At 73.5% G+C, this 17862-nt stretch carries 19 protein-coding genes; 14 read left to right on the top strand and 5 right to left on the bottom strand.

Features of this window, described 5'->3' with window-relative positions:
• Positions 1-111: 111 nt before the first annotated feature.
• From ACFVS0_RS08040 to ACFVS0_RS08025, 4 genes are all read left to right on the top strand, one after another.
• Positions 112-567 carry a nitroreductase/quinone reductase family protein gene (locus ACFVS0_RS08040; protein WP_430549364.1) on the top strand — a complete coding sequence of 152 codons (456 nt, stop codon included), beginning with the start codon at positions 112-114 and terminating at the stop codon, positions 565-567.
• A 5-nt stretch (positions 568-572) separates the two neighbouring features.
• On the top strand, positions 573-1595 hold the full coding sequence (locus ACFVS0_RS08035; RefSeq protein WP_430587645.1) for an alpha/beta hydrolase: 1023 nt from the start codon (positions 573-575) through the stop codon (positions 1593-1595).
• Positions 1592-1714 (top strand): hypothetical protein, encoded by a 123-nt coding sequence (locus tag ACFVS0_RS08030; protein WP_430549366.1) that lies wholly within the window; start codon positions 1592-1594, stop codon positions 1712-1714. The genes ACFVS0_RS08035 and ACFVS0_RS08030 overlap by 4 nt, the downstream gene beginning before the upstream one ends.
• 95 nt (positions 1715-1809) lie before the next feature.
• Entirely contained in the window at positions 1810-3177 is a 1368-nt protein-coding gene (locus tag ACFVS0_RS08025) for a threonine/serine exporter ThrE family protein (RefSeq protein WP_430562123.1), read from the top strand.
• 10 nt (positions 3178-3187) lie between these two features.
• Here the strand turns inward: ACFVS0_RS08025 and ACFVS0_RS08020 are convergent, their stop codons facing one another.
• The 4 genes from ACFVS0_RS08020 to ACFVS0_RS08005 all read right to left on the bottom strand — a co-directional run bounded on the left by ACFVS0_RS08020 (position 3188) and on the right by ACFVS0_RS08005 (position 5981).
• Positions 3188-3934 carry a sulfite exporter TauE/SafE family protein gene (locus ACFVS0_RS08020; protein ID WP_430549368.1) on the bottom strand — a complete coding sequence of 249 codons (747 nt, stop codon included), beginning with the start codon at positions 3932-3934 and terminating at the stop codon, positions 3188-3190.
• Between the two features lie 52 nt (positions 3935-3986).
• Complete coding sequence (locus ACFVS0_RS08015) at positions 3987-4319, bottom strand: hypothetical protein (RefSeq protein WP_430549369.1); 333 nt, start codon at positions 4317-4319, stop codon at positions 3987-3989.
• A 54-nt stretch (positions 4320-4373) separates the two neighbouring features.
• On the bottom strand, positions 4374-4685 hold the full coding sequence (locus ACFVS0_RS08010; protein ID WP_430587644.1) for a dihydrofolate reductase family protein: 312 nt from the start codon (positions 4683-4685) through the stop codon (positions 4374-4376).
• A gap of 132 nt (positions 4686-4817) precedes the next feature.
• Positions 4818-5981 (bottom strand): Gfo/Idh/MocA family protein, encoded by a 1164-nt coding sequence (locus ACFVS0_RS08005; RefSeq protein WP_430587643.1) that lies wholly within the window; start codon positions 5979-5981, stop codon positions 4818-4820.
• A 124-nt stretch (positions 5982-6105) separates the two neighbouring features.
• On the opposite strand from ACFVS0_RS08005, the gene ACFVS0_RS08000 reads away from it, so the two are divergent.
• From ACFVS0_RS08000 to ACFVS0_RS07965, 8 genes are all read left to right on the top strand, one after another.
• The gene (locus tag ACFVS0_RS08000; RefSeq protein ID WP_430587642.1) at positions 6106-7491 is read left to right on the top strand and encodes an extracellular solute-binding protein; all 1386 of its coding nucleotides are present in this window, start codon (positions 6106-6108) and stop codon (positions 7489-7491) included.
• A gap of 62 nt (positions 7492-7553) precedes the next feature.
• A complete protein-coding gene (locus ACFVS0_RS07995; protein WP_430587641.1) occupies positions 7554-8489 on the top strand; it encodes a carbohydrate ABC transporter permease in 936 nt (311 codons plus the stop codon).
• Positions 8486-9475, top strand: coding sequence for a carbohydrate ABC transporter permease (locus tag ACFVS0_RS07990; protein WP_430549374.1), 990 nt, complete (start codon positions 8486-8488; stop codon positions 9473-9475). Before ACFVS0_RS07995 ends, ACFVS0_RS07990 begins: the two co-directional genes overlap by 4 nt.
• Complete coding sequence (locus ACFVS0_RS07985) at positions 9472-10392, top strand: NAD-dependent epimerase/dehydratase family protein (RefSeq protein ID WP_430587640.1); 921 nt, start codon at positions 9472-9474, stop codon at positions 10390-10392. Before ACFVS0_RS07990 ends, ACFVS0_RS07985 begins: the two co-directional genes overlap by 4 nt.
• 8 nt (positions 10393-10400) lie before the next feature.
• Positions 10401-11669 (top strand): enolase C-terminal domain-like protein, encoded by a 1269-nt coding sequence (locus ACFVS0_RS07980; protein ID WP_430587639.1) that lies wholly within the window; start codon positions 10401-10403, stop codon positions 11667-11669.
• Positions 11666-12958: an ROK family protein gene (locus ACFVS0_RS07975; RefSeq protein WP_430562117.1), complete on the top strand. Its 1293-nt coding sequence runs from the start codon at positions 11666-11668 to the stop codon at positions 12956-12958. Before ACFVS0_RS07980 ends, ACFVS0_RS07975 begins: the two co-directional genes overlap by 4 nt.
• Before the next feature lie 20 nt (positions 12959-12978).
• Positions 12979-13884, top strand: coding sequence for a hypothetical protein (locus ACFVS0_RS07970; RefSeq protein WP_430587638.1), 906 nt, complete (start codon positions 12979-12981; stop codon positions 13882-13884).
• The gene (locus ACFVS0_RS07965) at positions 13881-14735 is read left to right on the top strand and encodes a sugar phosphate isomerase/epimerase family protein (RefSeq protein ID WP_430587637.1); all 855 of its coding nucleotides are present in this window, start codon (positions 13881-13883) and stop codon (positions 14733-14735) included. Before ACFVS0_RS07970 ends, ACFVS0_RS07965 begins: the two co-directional genes overlap by 4 nt.
• Before the next feature lies 1 nt (position 14736).
• Here the strand turns inward: ACFVS0_RS07965 and ACFVS0_RS07960 are convergent, their stop codons facing one another.
• Positions 14737-15774 carry a LacI family DNA-binding transcriptional regulator gene (locus ACFVS0_RS07960; RefSeq protein WP_430587636.1) on the bottom strand — a complete coding sequence of 346 codons (1038 nt, stop codon included), beginning with the start codon at positions 15772-15774 and terminating at the stop codon, positions 14737-14739.
• 151 nt (positions 15775-15925) lie between these two features.
• Between ACFVS0_RS07960 and ACFVS0_RS07955 the strand changes: the two genes are divergently transcribed.
• A complete protein-coding gene (locus tag ACFVS0_RS07955; protein ID WP_430562113.1) occupies positions 15926-16633 on the top strand; it encodes a ThuA domain-containing protein in 708 nt (235 codons plus the stop codon).
• Positions 16618-17721, top strand: coding sequence for a Gfo/Idh/MocA family protein (locus tag ACFVS0_RS07950; RefSeq protein WP_430587635.1), 1104 nt, complete (start codon positions 16618-16620; stop codon positions 17719-17721). Before ACFVS0_RS07955 ends, ACFVS0_RS07950 begins: the two co-directional genes overlap by 16 nt.
• The last annotated feature ends 141 nt before the right edge of the window (positions 17722-17862 follow it).

The raw sequence follows: 17862 nt of genomic DNA, 5'->3' as shown, positions 1-17862 counted from the left end.
CTGCGCCTTCGTGGTGCTGCACCGTGCCGGCCGGGCCGAGCCCGCACCCGGGCGTACAGTCGGCCGGGACCGTCCCGGCCAGCGACGACGTCGACGACGATGGAGGAACCGATGACCTTCACGCACCCCCAGGGCACGCGCGGGGCGCGGCAGCCGCGCGGCCCGCTCCTCGCGTGGATCAACCGGCGGATGGCGCACCGGATCCGGCGGAGGAGCGGCCGGACCGGGGCGGGGGACACGATCGTGCTGACCACGCTCGGCCGCAGGAGCGGCGAGGAGCGGCCGGTGCCGGTCGCGTCGTTCCCGGGCGGCGACGGGTCCTGGTACGTCGTCGCCTCCGCCGCCGGCGCGGCGAAGAACCCGGCCTGGTACCTGAACCTGGCCGCCGCGCCCGACCGCGCGACCGTCGAGACGGGCGGCGAGAAGATCCCCGTCTCCGCCACCGAGCTGCACGGCGACGAGCGGGCCGAGGTGTGGCGGACCATCACCGCCACCGCGCCCGGGTTCGCGCGGTACGGGGAGCGGACGGACCGCGAGCTCCCGGTCATCCGCCTGACGCGGCGCTGAACGTCGTGCCCGCCGCCGAGGGGCCCGGCCCGCCGGCACGCGCCGGTCGACCGTGGCTGCGCCGCACGGGACGCGCGGTCACGGCCGTCGTGGTCGGCGCGCTCCTCGCGCTGGGCTTGTACCAGGTCTCCGTGCAGCCGGGCGCGGCGATGCTGCGGGCGCTGTTCGACTCCGGTCCCGGCGTCACGGCACCGCCGGACGTCGAGGCCGCGCGGGCGGCGGTCGCGGCCCCGCGGACCGTGCCGATCCCGACCCCGGACGCCCCCGACGCGAGCGCCGTCGTGTACATGCCGCGGTCCGAGGGGCCGCACCCCGTGGTGCTGTGGGTGCACGGCGGCGGCTTCGTCTCGGGCTCCCCGGCCACCGTCGAGGACTTCTCCTTCCTGCTCGCGAGCCGCGGCTACACGGTCGTCAGCCTGGACTACACCCTGGCCCCCGAGGCCCGGTACCCCGTGCCGGTGCGGCAGGGCAACGCCGCGCTCGCCGTCGTCCAGGAGCGGATCGCGGAGCTCGGCGGCGACCCCGCGCGCATCGTCCTGGGCGGCGACTCCGCCGGGGCGCAGATCGCGAGCCAGCTCGCCGCCGTCCAGACGAACCCGCGGCTCGCGGACGATCTCGGCCTCACGCCGGGCGTCCCGGCGGACCGCCTGCGCGCCGTCGTCCTGTACTGCGGCGCGTACGACCTGGACACCCTGGCCGCGACCGGGTTCCCGGGCCTGCAGACGTTCCTCTGGGCGTACACCGGCCACCGCGACTGGGCGGACGCCCCGTTCGCCGACGAGCTCTCCACGACCGAGCAGGCCACGGCGGACTACCCGCCGACGTACCTCACCGTCGGCGACGCGGACCCGTTCGAGAGCCAGAGCCGCGAGCTGGCGGCGGCGCTCGAGGAGCGCGGCGTCCCCACCGAGACCCTGTTCTGGGACGGCGACGACCTGCCCCACGAGTACCAGTTCCACTTCGACCGCCCGCAGGCCGCCCGATCCTTCGACGCCACGCTCGACTTCCTCGAGGACCGGACCGGATGACGGCGCACGCGCCCCGCCCCGGGCGCGCCCGACGCGCCGTGGGCTGGACCGCCCTGGCCCTGCTGACGGCGGCGTCGGCCGTGGTCGCCTACGCCGTCCTCGTCCTGCTCGGGCGCTGATCGCCGCGACGCCGGGCGTCGCGGTGGTCGGCCTCCCGGACCGGCCCTAGGGTGGCGAGCGCGATCCAGCACCCGTCGGGAGAGGGCGAGGCACGGTGACCGGTGACGGCGGCGACGAGGCACCGCGGGCGGCCCCGCCGGCGCGACGGTGGCCCCGGCACCTGCACCTGGGCCGGTTCTCCCTGCGGCGCCGGTCGCTCGAGGCGGAGCCGGTGGTGGACGAGGCGTCCGAGCGGCTGCAGGAGTTCCTGGTGCTGCTCGGCGGCGCGCTGCTCACCGTCGGCACGGCCGCCACCGACATCCAGCACACGCTCAAGCGGGTGGCCGTCGCGCTCGGGTCGCCGCAGACCACGCTGTTCGTGTTCCCGACGCTGATCCTCATCCGGATGCCCGGCGACACGGAGACGCGGTTCGACGTCGCGGAGTCGGCCGGCGGCGAGGTCCGCTTCGACCGCGCCGCGCAGGTCTACGCCATCGTCGACGACGCCGTCGCGGGCCGGGTCGACGCGTCCGAGGGGGTCGAGCGGCTGCGGGAGGTCCGGGACGCGCACCCGCGGTTCCCGGTCTGGGTGCGCACGGCCGGCCACGGGCTGGCGGCGGCGGGCCTCGGGCTCGTGCTGCTCGGCGGCAACCCCCTCAGCCTGCTGTACGCGTTCGTGCTCGGCGTGCTGGTGGGCGCCGTCAAGCTGACCGTGCGGCCCGGCACGTATGCCGCGACCCTGCTGCCCGTCGTCACCGCGTTCGTGCTGGCGCTGCTCGTCTTCGGGCTCGCGGACACCGCCGTCGTGAGCGAGCCGCTGCAGGTGCTGGTACCCCCGCTGGTCACGCTGCTGCCGGGGGCCGCGCTGACCACCGGCGTGCAGGAGCTCGCCGCCGGCGACATGGTCGCCGGGGCCAGCCGGCTCGTGTCCGGCATGGCGCAGCTGCTGTTCCTCGCGTTCGGGATCCTCGCGGCCCTGGCGATCACCGCCGTGCCCAGCGCCGACGCGCTGGCCTCCTCCCCCACGACGCTCGGCGCGTTCCAGCCGTGGATCGGCGTGCTCCTCTTCTCGCTCGGCATCTTCCTGTACCACTGCGGGCCGCCCCGGTCGCTCTTCTTCCTCACGGTCGTCCTGCTGGTGGCCTACGGCGGGCAGGTCGTCGGCGCGACCGTCACCAGCGGCATCTACAGCGGCTTCCTCGGCGCCGCGGCGCTGACGCTGTGCGCGTACCTCGTGCAGACCGTCCGGGGCGCCCCGCCCGCCGTCGTGTGCTTCCTGCCCGCGTTCTGGCTGCTCGTGCCGGGCGCGACCGGGCTGATCGGGCTCACCCAGACCGCCAGCGGCGACGCCGTCAGCTCCACGAACCTGCCGACCATCGCGGGGTCGATCGTCGCCATCGCGCTCGGCGTCCTCGTCGGCACCGCGCTGTACCGGCAGATCTACACGATGGCGCCCGCACGCTGGGGCCTGCGCCCGACCTGACGCGCCGGCGTCAGAGCAGCAGGAGGTTGAGGGCCGCGAGCGCCACGAGCACGGTGACGAGTCGCTCGAAGAGCTGCTGGTCCACGTGCCCGATGACGCGCCGGCCGATCCAGGTCCCGACCAGCACGACGGGCGCGAGGACGGCCCACAGCCCGACCGTGTCGGCGCCGACGATCCCGACGCCGACGGCGACCGGCAGCTTGATGACGTTCACCGTGAAGAAGAACCACGCCGTCGTGCCGAGGAACCGCCACTTCTCGTAGCGCGCGGCGAGCAGGTAGAGGCTCATCGGCGGACCGCCGGCGTTCGCGACCATCGTCGTGAAGCCGGCCAGGCCGCCGTACCCGAGCGTCGCGGCGCGCGTGTCCACGCGCAGCCTGTCGCGCCAGAGGTTCAGCACCAGCAGCGCCAGCAGGATGCCGCCGATCGTGCGGCGCATGACGTCGTCGCTGACGACGGTGAGGAAGGCCGCGCCGAGCGCCACGCCCGCGAGCACCGGTGCGAGCAGGCGCCCGATCACCCGGAAGTCCGCGTACCTGCGGTAGGCCCAGATGGCGACCAGGTCGCCCGTGATCAGGAGCAGCAGCACCGCGCCGGTCGACTCCTTGGCCGGGACGACGAGCGCCATCAGCGCCGCGGCGATCATCCCCAGCCCGCCCAGCGCCGTCTTGGAGAAGCCCACGAGCAGCGCGACGAGGACGACGACGGCCCACCCGGTCCACGGCAGTCCGGCGATCAGCGGGGCGGGTTCGAGCACCGGGGCAGCGTAGTGGCGGGCGGGCCGTCGTCGCGTGCGGGTCCGTCAGGTGTCAGCGCGAGGCGCGGAAGCTCAGGCCGTCGAAGTCCACGAAGCTGTGGATGTCGTTGGCCGGGAAGTGCAGCGCGTGCCCGCTGCAGTCGGGGGTGGCGTAGACGTCGATGCCCACCGAGCCCGCGTTGTACTCGGCGTGGGCGACGAACGGGAGCGTGGTGCAGTCGTCCGTGACCGGGAGCGTGGCCGACTCCCCCGTGAACCACTCGCTCGCCCAGAAGGTGACGTCGCCGGCCGGCTCCGCGGCTACCGCGGACGACGCGGAGGCCACGAGCCCGGCGGCGAGCCCGAGACCGGCGGCGGCGGTGAGGATCTTCCTGGTGGTGCCCATGGGCGGTGCTCTCCTTCGAGTCCGGGACGGCGCCCGGCGGCGCCGGTCGTGCCGTCACCGTACCCGGTCGTAGACCGCGGCAACCTCCCCCTGCGCGCCCACGACCTGCGAGGACAGCGTCCAGGTGGAGCCCGGCGAGCCGTCGTCGAACAGTCGCGGCCCGCCGCCGACGACCACGGGGACGATCAGCAGGTACAGGCGGTCGACCAGGCCCGCGGCGAGCAGCGGCTTGATGACGCTCGCGCTGCTGTTGACGAGGATCTCTCCCGCGCCGGAGCCCCGGAGGCTGCGCACGACGTCGCTCGCGGGGGCGTTCACCACGCGGGTCCCCGGCCACGACGCCGTGGTGAGGGTGCGCGAGAGCACCACCTTCTCCTGTCTCCGTCGGTCTCGTGGCGTGCCGTCCGTCGGCACGCACCCCGGGGACGGAGCCGCGGGCGGGTTCTCGACATCCGCCCGCGGCGACGACGCCGACCGCGGTGCTCAGGCCCCCGGCGCTCAGGCCCCCGCGGCCACGCGCTCGGGCTCGCCGGTCCGCGTCTTGACGCCGTCGTACCGGCCCTCCACGACGTCCGCGACCCGCACGGGCGCACCGAGAGTCGCGGACAGATAGACCGCCCGGACGGTCGCCAGCGCCCGCAGGCCGTCGTCCAGCGTCACCCAGGGCGATCGGCCCTCGCGGACGGCACCGACGACGTCGGCCCACTGGGCGCCGTGCGAGCTGCCGTACTGCGCGACGTGCGACTCCTGCGGGTCGAGGGCGCCGCGGGCTCCGCCGGACGCGGCCTCGACCTGGTTCGCCGACCACTCGCTGCCCTCCGCGTCCCGGGCGTGGAAGTACGTGAGCTCGTCGGCCTCGATGACCGCCGACCCGTCCGTGCCGTGGACCTGCAGCCGCACCCCGAGGTCGGGGTACGCCGTGGTGGTGGCGTGCACGGTGGCGAGCGCGCCGGAGGCGAAGCGGACGATCGCGACGGCGACGTCCTCCACCTCGATCCGCTCGTGGCCGAGGCGCGCGGTGTAGGCGACGACCTCGACCGGCTCGCCGAGGTACCAGAGCAGCAGGTCGAGGGTGTGCACACCCTGGTTCATCAGAGCACCGCCCCCGTCGAGGGCCCAGGTGCCGCGCCACGCTCCGGAGTCGTAGTACTCCTGCGTGCGGTACCAGTCGACGTTCGCGACGGCGGAGGTCACCCGGCCGAGGCGGCCCGCGTCGAGCGCGCGGCGGACGCCGAGCGCCGACTCGTCGTGCCGGTGCTGGGAGATGACGGCGACGACCTGGTCCGGGCGCGCCGCCGCGGCGTCCCGCAACCGGCGCGCGGGCTCGATCGCGACGTCGAGCGGCTTCTCGACGACCACGTGCGTCCCGGCCTCCAGGGCCTGGACCGCGAGGTCCGCGTGCTCGCCGCTGGGCGTGCAGACGCTCACGACGTCGATGCCGCCTACGGCGAGGGCTTCCCCGAGGGCGGCGTACACCTCGGGCGCGGGCCGGCCCGCGGTCACGAGCTGCTCGGACACGACCGCCGCACGGTCGGTGCGCGGGTCGACGAGGGCGACGACGGCGAGGTCGGGGCTCGCGGCCGCGACCTCCGCGTGCAGGCGGCCGATGACGCCGCAGCCGACGATGGCGAGGCGCAGCGGTGCGCCGGTGCTGTTGGTCATGGCGGCGATGGTAGGCACGTGATCGCCCAGGTGAACAGGGGTCTTGACTAATTAACACTCATGGTTTTAATGTCTCGACCGCAGGCTCGGTCCCACCACCCGAGCCCCGACCCGAGGAGTTTCAATGAGGAAACTGTCGCTGCGGCTCGCCGTCGCAGTCGGAACGACCGGAGCCCTCGTCGCGCTGACGGCGTGCTCCAACGGCGGCGGAACCGCCGGTGGCCAGGACGCCGCGCTCGACCCCGAGGCCGACGTGACCATCTCCGTGGGGGACCAGCCCACGGCGGACAAGCCCGAGGAGCAGGCCGCCTTCCAGAAGCGGATCGACGAGTTCGAGTCGGAGAACCCGAACATCACCATCGAGCCCACCACGGAGGTGTGGGACGCGCAGACGTTCCAGGCCAAGCTCGCGGGTGGCACGCTGCCCACCGTGATGGGTGTCTCGCTCACCTACAGCCACGAGCTGATCGCGAACGGGCAGCTGCCCGACATGACTCCGTACCTCGAAGAGCTCGACATGGTCGACGACCTGAACCCGCTCGCGCTCGACAAGGTCAAGGACGACGAGGGGCACATCTACACGATCCCCACCGGCCTGTTCTCCGTGGGCCTGGCCTACAACCGCGACGTCTTCGAGCAGGCGGGCCTCGACCCCGACAAGCCGCCGGCCGACTGGGACGAGGTGCGCGAGTACGCCAAGACCATCGCCGAGAAGGTGCCCGGGGTCGCCGGCTACGCGCAGATGACGACCAACAACACCGGCGGCTGGATGCTCACCACGATGACCTACAGCAAGGGCGGCGAGGTCCAGGACGCCGGCGGCACGAAGGCCACCATGGGCGACGCCACCGCCGACTCGCTCCAGGTGCTGCACGACATGCGCTGGGAGGACGACTCGATGGGCAAGGAGTTCCTCTACGACCAGGAGTCTGTCCGCCAGGCGTTCGCGGCCGGGAAGATCGGCATGGTGCTCCAGGCGCCGGACGCGTACGACACGGTCGTGAAGACGTACGGCTTCGACCCCGAGGCCTTCGGCATCACGGCGCTGCCGCAGACCGGCGGCGACCACGGCACGCTCACCGGCGGCTCCCTCAAGCTGTTCAACGCCAAGGCCACCCCGAACGAGCTGCTCGCCGCCGCCAAGTGGGTCAAGTACTACGAGTTCGACAAGTACTACGACGAGGACGTCGCCGTCGACGAGGCCAAGACCAACGCCGGCGAGGACAAGCCCGTCGGCCTGCCCGGGCTGCCGCCCGTCTCCCAGGAGGTCTACGACCGGTATCTCGGCTGGATCGAGCCCTACATCAACGTGCCGCTGGAGAACTTCTCGGGCTACACCGACTCCGGGCTCCAGCTCGTCCCCGAGCCGCCGACGGGCACCCAGCAGACGTACGCCGCGCTCGACCCGGTCGTGCAGAAGGTGCTCACCGACAAGAACGCCGACATCGGCTCCACCGTCGACGAGGCGAACAAGACCGTCGACGGCATCATCGCGCAGGCCGCGCGCTAGCCGAACGTCGACCGGCCGGGCGCGCGACGCGCCCGGCCGGTCCCCCGAAGGGAGGCATCGCCTTGTCCAAGACCCTTGCGGCGCCGGCCGCCGTGCCGCGCGTGCGACCGCGCCCCGGCATCACCCGCTGGTACCGGGCCGGCGGTCTGCACGCCGTGCTGTTCGCGATCCCTGTCGTCCTCGTCTTCGCGTACTTCAGCTGGGGCCCGGTCATCCAGGGCCTGGTGCTGAGCCTGCAGAAGACCAACCTCATCGCCCCCGCCCAGTGGGTGGGGCTCAGCAACTTCGAGTACGTGCTGTCCGACCCCGGGTTGGCGCAGGCCGCGCTCAACACGGCCTACTTCGCGCTGCTCGCGATGGTGATCGGCTTCCCGATCCCGATCTTTCTCGCCGTGATGATCAACGAGCTGCGCAAGCACGACGGCCTGTACAACGCGCTGGCATATCTGCCCGCCATCGTGCCGCCCGTGGCCGCGATCCTGCTGTGGAAGTTCTTCTTCGACCCGTCGTCCGCCGGCATGTTCAACACCATGCTCGGGTGGATCGGACTGGGCCCGTACCCCTGGCTGAACTCCGAGGCGATGGCCATGCCGTCGATCGTCCTCTACGCCACCTGGGCGGGCGCCGGCTCGACGGCGATCATCTACATCGCCGCGCTGGCCACCGTGCAGACCGAGCTGTACGAGGCCGCCGAGATCGACGGTGCCGGTATCTGGCGCCGCGTCTGGCACATCACGATCCCCCAGCTGCGCGGCGTCATCCTCGTGATGCTCCTGCTGCAGCTCATCGGCACCTTCCAGATCTTCACGGAGCCGTTCCTGTTCACCGGCGGGGGACCCAACAACGCCACCCAGACCATCCTGCTGAAGATCTACAACTACGCCTTCGTCAACGGGGACTTCGGCGCCGCGACGGCCCTGAGCGTGCTCCTGGCCGCCTTCCTCGGCCTGCTCTCCGTCGTCTACTACTACGCGACCAAGAGGTGGAGCCAGTCATGAGCGTCGTCGACGCCTCGCGGGCCACGACCACCGTGCCCGCCCCCGATCCCGCGGCCGCGCCGCCGCCTCGGGCATCCCGCCGCCGACGGCGGGCCCCGGAGGAGCCCAAGACCCGCGGCCTCATCTCTGCCGGCGACCGCAAGCGCCGCAGCGTCCGGTTCTGGCTCACGCTCATCCAGGGCGTGCTGCTGGTCGGCCTGATCGTCGCCTGCCTCGGCCCCCTCCTGTGGTCCGCCAAGGCGTCCGTCTCCAGCAGCCAGGCGATCGTGTCCGACCCGATGGGGATCTGGTTCACGCCGAACGAGTGGGGCAACCTCGCCCTCGCCTGGAAGGGCGCCCAGATCGGGCAGTCCCTCGGCAACACCGTGATGCTCGCGGTGGGCTCGACCGTCGCGACCCTGGTCGTCAGCGTCGCGGCCGCGTTCCTGCTCAGCGTGCTGCGACCGAAGTGGGGCCCGTGGCTCACCGGCGCCATCCTGGCCACGCTGTTCCTGCCCGGCGTCATCTCGCTCGTGCCGCTGTACCTCACCGTGCTCGACATGCCGCTGCTGCACATCCGGCTCCAGGACACGTTCTGGGCCGTGTGGCTGCCGTCCGCCGCGAGCGCCTTCAACGTCATCGTGCTCAAGCGGTTCTTCGACTCGATCCCCCGGGAGTACCTCGAGGCCGCCAAGATCGACGGCGCCGGACCGCTGCGGATCCTGTCCATGGTCATCCTGCCGCTGTCGCGGCCGATCATCGGCGTGGTCGCGCTGCTGTCCGTCGTCGGCGCGTGGAAGGAGTTCCTCTGGCCGATGCTGGTGCTGTCCAACCCCGACCTGCAGCCGGTGTCGGTGATGCTGCCGAAGCTGGCCGCCGGGACTGCGCCCCTGTCGGTGCAGATGGCGGCCGTCTTCCTCACGATCATCATCCCCGTCGTGCTGTTCGTGATCTTCCAGAAGCAGTTCCTGCGCGGGGTCGGCACGGCTGGAGGGATCAAGGGATGAGCACGGTCGAAGGCACGAAGATCCTCGTCACCGGTGCGTCGGGGCGGATCGGCAGCGTCGTCACCCGGCGGCTGCGGGCCGCCGGGGCGTGGGTGACGGCGCTGTCCATCGACGACGTGCCGTCGCTCGAGGCGGACCGGGTCCTGGTCGGCGACACCACCTCGCAGGACGACGTCGCAGACGCGCTCGACGGCGTCTCCGCGGTGGTGCACCTCGCCGCCCTCGCGCACCGGGACATCGCCCCGCCGTACGACGTCTACTCGACGAACGTGGTCTCCACGTTCAACGTGCTCGCCCAGGCGGGGGCGCTCGGTATCTCCCGGGCCGTCGTCGCCGGCAGCATCAACGCGTGCGGGCTGCCGCAGAACGTGCACGAGGTGTGGCCGGCGTACGTCCCGTACGACACCCACCTGCCCGTCGACATCGCCGACTGGTACTCGCTGTCCAAGCACCAGGACGAGAGCACGGCCCGGATGGCGTGGCGGCACTGGGGCATCGACGTCGTCACGCTGCGCTTCCCGCACGTGAACTCCGCGGAGGCGCTTCGCGCCCAGGCCCGTCAGCTCACCGACGACCCGCGCCCCGGCGTGCTCGAGGGCTGGTCGTACCTCACCACCGACGACGCCGCGCGCGCGGTCGAGCTGTCCCTCACGGCGGCCACCACCGGCGCGCACGCGTTCTTCCTCGCCGCCGACCGCACCCTCGCGCCGTACCGGACGGAGGACCTGCTCGACGCGTACGCGCCCCAGGTCCCCCGCACCCGCAGGTTCGTCGGGCGCGAGGTGCCGATCGACCTCACCCCTGCTCGCGAGCTCATCGGCTTCCGCGCGGAGCAGGAGATCGACCTCCCCACGCTCGACCTGCCCGGCACCGCCCCTCGCACGACCTCCGGCACCATCGCCAGCAAGGAGCACTGATCCCCGCCATGCCGCACGACCTGCCGCTCGACACCTTCGCCAACCCCTGGCCGCCCCGGGAGGACATCCGGATCACGTCCGTCCGCGCCATCACGACCGCCCCCGAGGGCACGGCGCTGGTCGTGGTGCGGATCGACACGAACGTGCCCGGCCTGTACGGCCTGGGTTGCGCCACGTTCACGCAGCGCTGGAAGGCGGTGCGCACGTTCGTCGACGAGCACCTGGCGCGGCTGCTCGTGGGCCGCTACCCCGGCGACATCGGCGACCTCACCCGGCTCGCCGCGTTCTCCGGCTACTGGCGCGGGGGCCCGGTGACGAACAACGCGATCTCCGGCGTCGACCAGGCCCTGTGGGACATCGCCGGCAAGCGGGCGGGCATGCCGGTGCACGAGCTGCTGGGCGGGAAGGTCCGCGCGGCGGCCGACACCTACATCCACGCGGCGGGGCGCACGGCGGCGGAGGTCGTCGAGCAGGCGCAGGGCTTCGTGGAGGCCGGGTGGCGGCACGTGCGCATCCAGCTCTCGACGCCGGGCGGTGGCGGGTACGGCGCGCCCGCGGTGCCGACCGAGTACCCGGACGCCCCGTACCCGAACGGCTGGAGCGCGCGGGACTACCTGCGGCGCGTGCCCGGCCTGTTCGAGGCGGTGCGCGAGGCTCTGCCCGACCGCGTCGAGCTGCTGCACGACGTGCACTCGCGCCTCACCCCGAAGGACGCCGTCTGGCTGGCGCGCGCCGTCGAGCCGTTCCGCCCGTACTTCCTCGAGGACGTGCTGCCGCCCGAGCACTGGGACCGGCTGCCCGAGGTGCGGGCCGCCAGCCCGGTGCCGATCGCGGTCGGCGAGCTCACGACGTCCCTGACGGACGCCGTCAGGCTCGTGCGCGACGGCGGGGTGGACTTCATCCGCTCGCACGTCTCCGACATCGGCGGCCTGACGCCGGCGCGCAAGCTCGCGGACCTCGCCGAGCTCTGCGGGGTGAAGACGGCGTGGCACGGCCCGGGCGACACGTCGCCGATCGGCGCGGCCGCCAACGTGGCCCTCGACGTGACCTCCGCGGCCTTCGGCATCCAGGAGGGCCATCTCTACAATGAGGCGACCCACGAGGTCTTCCCGGGGACCCTGCGGATCCAGGACGGCTGGCTGGTCCCGAACGACGCGCCGGGCTGGGGGATCGACGTCGACGAGGAGGCGGCGGCCCGTTTTCCCGCCGAGCTCTCCGGACACGACGCCTGGGCCGCGGGCGTCCGCCGACCCGACGGAGCGCTGGAGGCGCCGTGACCGAGCTGACCGACCGTTCGAGGCAGCGCCAGGGCGACGTCCGGCCCTACGCCTCGCGCCGCCCGCGGCCGGCGGGCGACCGGAGCCAGCCGGGCGCCAACCAGTACGACCTCGGGTCCTTCAACGAGGCGACGATCATCGAGACCATCCGGATCGCGGGCACCATCTCGCGGACGGAGATCGCGCAGCAGACCGGCCTCACGCAGCAGTCCGTGTCCCGGATCCTGCGCGGGCTGCTGGAGCGCGGCCTGCTCGCCGAGGGCGCCGCCGAGCGGACCGAGCGACTCGGCAAGCCGCGCACCCCCGTGCGGCTGCGGGCCGAGGCAGCGCACGCGGCGGGCGTGCTCGTCGACCCGGAGCTGGTGTCGGTCGTGCTGACCGACCTGGACGGGGCGGTGCTCGAGCGTCGCACGGTCCCGTTGGATGCCGAGGTCGCGCCCGAGGCGCTCGTGGAGATCGTCGCGGACGCCGTCGACGACGTCGTGGTCGCGTCCGGGATCGACGCCGCGACGTTCCTCGGTGTCGGCGTCGCCGCGCCCGGGCCGATCACGATCGACGGCCAGCTGCTCGACCTGCCCCTGTCGCACGCCTGGCGCAACGTGCCGCTGCGCAGCATGCTCGCGGAGCGGCTCGACTGCCCCGTCGTCCTCGAGAAGGACGGCGCGGCGGCCGCCGTGGGCGAGCGGTGGATCGGCCGGACGGAGCGCGCCGGCGACTTCGTCTACCTCTACGTGGGCACCGGCATGGGCTCGGGTCTCGTCCTCAACGGCGAGACCTATCGGGGCGGCAGCGCGAACGCCGGCGAGTTCGGCCAGCTGTGCGCGATCCGGCTCGGGCTCGTCGACGAGGACGGCGGCCCGCAGCTCGTCCGCGAGTGCAACCCGACCGTCGCACTGCCCGAGATCGCCCGCGAGCTCGGGTACGCGGGCACGGCGCGCAGCTTCCGGGAGATGTGCGCGGAGGTCGGCGCGGGCGACCCCGCCGCCGTCGCGGCCGCGCAGCAGATCGCGGACGTCATCGCCCTCGGCGCCGTGGCGCTCATCGACCTGCTCGACCTGCCGCTGCTGGTGGTGGGCGGCCCGGCGTTCGCGCCCGAGCTGCAGCCGTTCCTCGTGGACACCATCGACCGCGCCGTGAACAGCCTCCCGACGGCGCACCACGCGCGGCACGTCGTCGTCGAGCGGTCCCTCGTCCAGGACGAGGCGGGCGCCGTGGGCGCCGCCTCGACGATCTTCCACGCCTCGTTCGCGCCTTCCGTGCGGCGCACGCGGCAGTACTCGATCTCGTGACGGCGGCCGCCACGACTGCCATGACGACAGCGGGACGCCTGCGGCTGCGCTCCCCCGGCGGCGAGCACGCCGTCGAGGTCGACCCGACCGGGGCGCGCGTCGCGTCCCTCGTGCACACGCCCACCGGCACGGAGCTGCTGCTGCGGCTGCCCTGGGAGGACGAGGACTGGTCGGGCGCGTTCCCGTCGGCGAGCTCGAACGAGGAGTGGCACCGCCGGTACGCGGGCGGTTGGCACACGCTCGTGCCGCACGCGGGCGACGCCCGCACCGTCGACGGGGTGCAGCACCCGTTCCACGGCGAGGCCGCGTGGCGGCGGTGGCGGGTGCTGGCGCACGACGCCGGCTCCTGCACGCTCGAGGTCGTGCTGCGCACCGTCCCGCTGACCGTGCGGCGCACGGTGCGCGCCACCGCGGCCGGCCTCGAGGTGGAGCAGCGCGTCGCCAACCACGCGCCTCGGCCCGTCGCCTTCACCTGGACGGAGCACCCGGCGTTCGGCGGCGCCCTCGCGGGCCCCGGCTCGACCGTGACTCTCGGCGGCGACCCGGTCGAGGCCGCGTTCCCGCGCGACGGTGAACCCTCGGGCGGCTTCCAGTCCCTGCGGGCCAAGGGGCGCGGCGACGTCGAGCTGCGCAACGACGCCGCCGGGGTCGCCGTCGTGCTCCGCTTCGACCCCGACCTGTTCCCCCACGTGCACGTGTGGCAGGAGCACCGCGCAACCGCCGGCTTCCCCTGGTGGGGCGCGGTCGACGCCGTCGCGCTCGAGCCCGCGTGCCGCCCCTACGACCCCGACGACGACGCGCTCGGGCCGCTCGTGCTCGCGGGCGGCGCAGAGCTCGCCGCCCGGTTCGAGATCGCGGCCACGGTGCGCGGCACCCACCCCACCCCCCACCCCACCCCCCACCCCATGGCGAAGGAGCCCCGGTGACCAGGATCGGCGTCCAGACGATGATGCTGCGCGACGAGTTCGCGAAGCGCGGCATCCTCGAGACCTTCCGCGAGGTGCGCGACCTCGGGTACCGGGCCGCGGAGATCTCCGCGGTCGAGATGAGCCCGCAGAACGTCGCCGAGCTCGCCAAGGTCCGCGACGACCTCGGCGTGGAGATCGCGTCGATCTCCGGCGGGCTCACGGCCCCGCCGGGCGCGCCGTCCCTGGGCACGGATCTCGACGCGTTCGTGGCCGACGCGCAGATGCTCGGCGCCAGGATGATCCGCATCGGCATGCTCCCCGCCGCGGCGATGGCGACGACGGCGCGGGTCGAGGAGTTCGCCGACCGGTGCAACGACGTCGCGGCCGCGCTGGCCGAGCACGGCATCCGGCTCTACTACCACAACCACCACGTCGACTTCGCGAGGTACGACGGGCGGCACCTGCTCGACGTCGTCGCCGAGCGCTCGCCGCTCGTCGGCTTCGAGATCGACGTGCACTGGGTGCAGCGCGGCGGCCTGGACCCCGTGCGCACGCTGCGCCGGTACGCGGGCCGGGTCGCGATGGTGCACCTCAAGGACTACCGGATCGGGCACCTCTCCCCCGCCGTGTACGAGGCGCTCGACGCCGGCGACCAGGGGCCGTGGCAGGAGGAGCTGCGGCAGATCGTGCAGTTCGCCGAGGTGGGCGAGGGGAACCTCGACTTCCCGTCGATCGTCGAGACCAGCCTGGACGTCGGGGCCGAGTACCTGCTCGTGGAGCAGGACGAGTTCTACGGCCGCACCGCGCTGGAGTGCCTGCGCACCTCCCACGACAACCTCGTCGCGATGGGGTACGGCGGCCTGTTCTGACCTACCCGGCCGACCGGTCCGGGGTCGACGTCGAGCCGCGCACGACGAGCGTGGTGGCGAGCTCCTCGCGCGGCGCGTCCGTCGGCGGCTGCGCGGAGGGCTCGTCGCCGAGGCGCAGCAGCATCCGCAGCGCGGCGGCGCCCATCTGCGCGATGGGCTGGCGCACGGTCGTCAGGCCGGGGTGGACCCACTCCCCCTCGGGAAGGTCGTCGAAGCCGACGACGGCGAGGTCCTCCGGCACCCGGAGACCGGCGGCGGACGCGGCGTCGTACACCCCGAGCGCCATCGTGTCCGAGCAGGCGAAGACTGCGGTCGGGCGGCCGCGGCCGGCGAGCAACCCGCCCGCGAGCGCAGCGCTGCCGGCCCGCGTCCAGTCGCCGTGCACGACGCGGTCGTCGGGCAGCTCGGCGCCCGCCTCGGCGGCCGCGGAGCGGAAGCCGTCCACGCGGGCCTGGCTGTACAGGTGCCGGCGCCGGCCCGCGAGGACCGCGAGCCGCCGGTGGCCCAGGCCCAGCAGGTGCTCGGCGGCCGCCCGGCCGCCGGCCCAGTTGGTGGCGCCGACGCTCGCGACGGTCCGCGGCGGCTGGGTCACCGGGTCGAGCAGGACGACGGGGACGCGCGCCGCGGTGAGCGTGGCCAGCTGCTCGCGCGTCGTGTCGACGAGCGCGACGACGGCACCGCGCGAGTGCCGCGCGAGCAGCCGCGTGAGCCACGCGTCGTCCGGAGGTCGGGCCACCGAGACGACGATGTCGAGGCCGGCCGCGGTGGCCGCCTGCTCCACGCCGCTCAGGGCACGGTTGGCCCAGGTCCCGTCGACGCCGCTGAGCACGAGGTCCACCAGCGGCGGCCGCTGCCCCCGCGGAGCGACGCCCCGGCCCGCCCGGCCCCGGTAGCCGAGGTCGTCGACCGCGGCCATCACGCGGGCGCGCGTCGCGGCGGAGACGTCGGAGCGGCCGCGCAGCACCTTGGAGACCGTGGGGACGGTGGTCCCGGCGGCGGCGGCGACGTCGGCGAGCGTGGTGGGGCGGTCGGCGGGCACGTCCGGACTCTAGCGACGCCCACAGAAGTTGCGCAACTATTTGGCCCAGATGGATCGTCTCTCACCCCTTGAAGGGCGAACTTCGCCCATGGAAGACTCGTCGGGCACAGTCGAGAGCCACCATGAAGTTGCGCAACAACGGGAGTTGCAGATGACAGACCGCAGACAGCGACGAGCGCTGGTCGTGAGGGGCGGGTGGGACGGGCACCAGCCGGTGGAGACCACCGACTCGTTCGTCCCGTTCCTCACCGGGCAGGGCTACGAGGTGCACGTCGAGGACGAGACCACCGTCTATGCCGACGCCGACTACATGGCCGGTGTGGACGTCGTGGTGCAGACCGTCACGATGAGCACGATCGCCGACGACGAGCTGCGCGGCCTCACCGCCGCGGTCCGGGCGGGCACCGGCCTCGCGGGCTGGCACGGCGGGATCGCCGACTCGTACCGCAACAGCTCGGACTACCTGCACCTGATCGGCGGGCAGTTCGCCACCCACCCGGCCAAGGCGCCGCGCGAGGAGCTGCCGGGCGACGGCACGGACTGCTTCGTGCGGTACACGGTCGACGTCGTGCCGGAGAAGGCCGACCACCCGATCGTCGCCGGGATCGCCGACTTCGAGCTCACCACCGAGCAGTACTGGGTGCTCAGCGACGAGTACAACGACGTCCTGGCGACCACCACGATCGCCGCGCCCGACTACCACCCGTGGCACCGGCCCGTGACCTGCCCGGCCGTGTGGACCCGGCAGTGGGGCGACGGCCGAGTCTTCGTCTCGACGCCCGGGCACAACCTGGACGTCGTGAACGACCCGAACGTCCGCACCATCATCGAGAGGGGCATCCTGTGGGCCAGCCGCTGAGGATCGGCATCGTGGGCGTCGGGGCGATCTCCGGCCAGTACCTGAGCACGTTCGAGCGGCTCGGGACGCTGGGGAGCGGGGCGGTGCGGCTCGTCGCCGTCGCGGACCTCGACGCCGATCGCGCGGCCGCCGTCGCCGCCGAGCAGAGCGTCCGCGCCCTCACCGTCGACGAGCTCGTCACCGACCCCGAGGTCGACGCCGTGCTCAACCTGACGATCCCCGCCGCGCACGCCGAGGTCGCCCTCAAGGCGATCGCGGCGGGCAAGGACGTGTACGGCGAGAAGCCGCTCGCCGCCACGACCGACGACGCGCGCGCCATCGTCGACGCCGCCCGCGCCGCCGGCGTGCGCGTGGGCTGCGCGCCGGACACCGTGCTGGGCACGGGGGTACAGACGGCGCGGAAGGCGATCGACGACGGCCTGGTCGGCACGCCCGTCGCCGCGACGGCGACGATGGTGACCCCCGGCCACGAGCGCTGGCACCCGAACCCGGACTTCTACTACCAGCCCGGTGGCGGCCCGCTGCTGGACATGGGCCCGTACTACGTGACCGCGCTGGTCACGCTACTCGGCCCGGTGGAGTCCGTGGTCGGCAGCGCCAGCCGCGCGCGGGCCACCCGCACCATCGGCTCCGGGCCCCGCGAGGGCGATCAGGTGCCGGTCGACGTCGACACCCACGTCACGGGCGTGCTGCGGCACGAGTCCGGCGCCCTGTCGACGCTCGTCATGAGCTTCGACGCCGTCGCGACGCGCGCGTCGTGCATCGAGGTGCACGGGGACCAGGGCTCGCTCGTCGTGCCGGACCCCAACGGCTTCGACGGCACCGTCGAGCTGCACCGGCTCGGCGGCACGTGGGAGGACCTCCCCGTGAGCGCCGGGTATCGCGACGCCGGCCGCGGCTACGGTCTCGCCGACCTGGCCGCCACCCCGCCCGGCGCCACCGCCCGGGCGAACGGCGACCTGGCGTACCACGTGCTCGACGTCATGACGTCGCTGCTCACCGCCGTCGAGAAGGGGACGTCCGTCTCCGTCGCGAGCGCCTGCGAGCGACCCGCGGCCGTGCCCCTGTCCGACGCCCCGCGCATCTGACGGACGCCCGACCAGCACGGACGCCGCCCGGGACCGGGTCCTCACGCCCGCCCCGGGCGGCGTCCACCTCGTGGGACACCCTCTGGGCGACTTATTAACACCTATGGTTTTATTTTCCTGCTTGGCGACCTGTCACGACGA

Origin of the sequence: Isoptericola sp. NPDC058082 (genome assembly GCF_042885055.1) — a bacterium.
GTDB lineage: Bacteria > Actinomycetota > Actinomycetes > Actinomycetales > Cellulomonadaceae > Isoptericola.
This window is presented reverse-complemented; position numbering and strand designations above follow the sequence as displayed.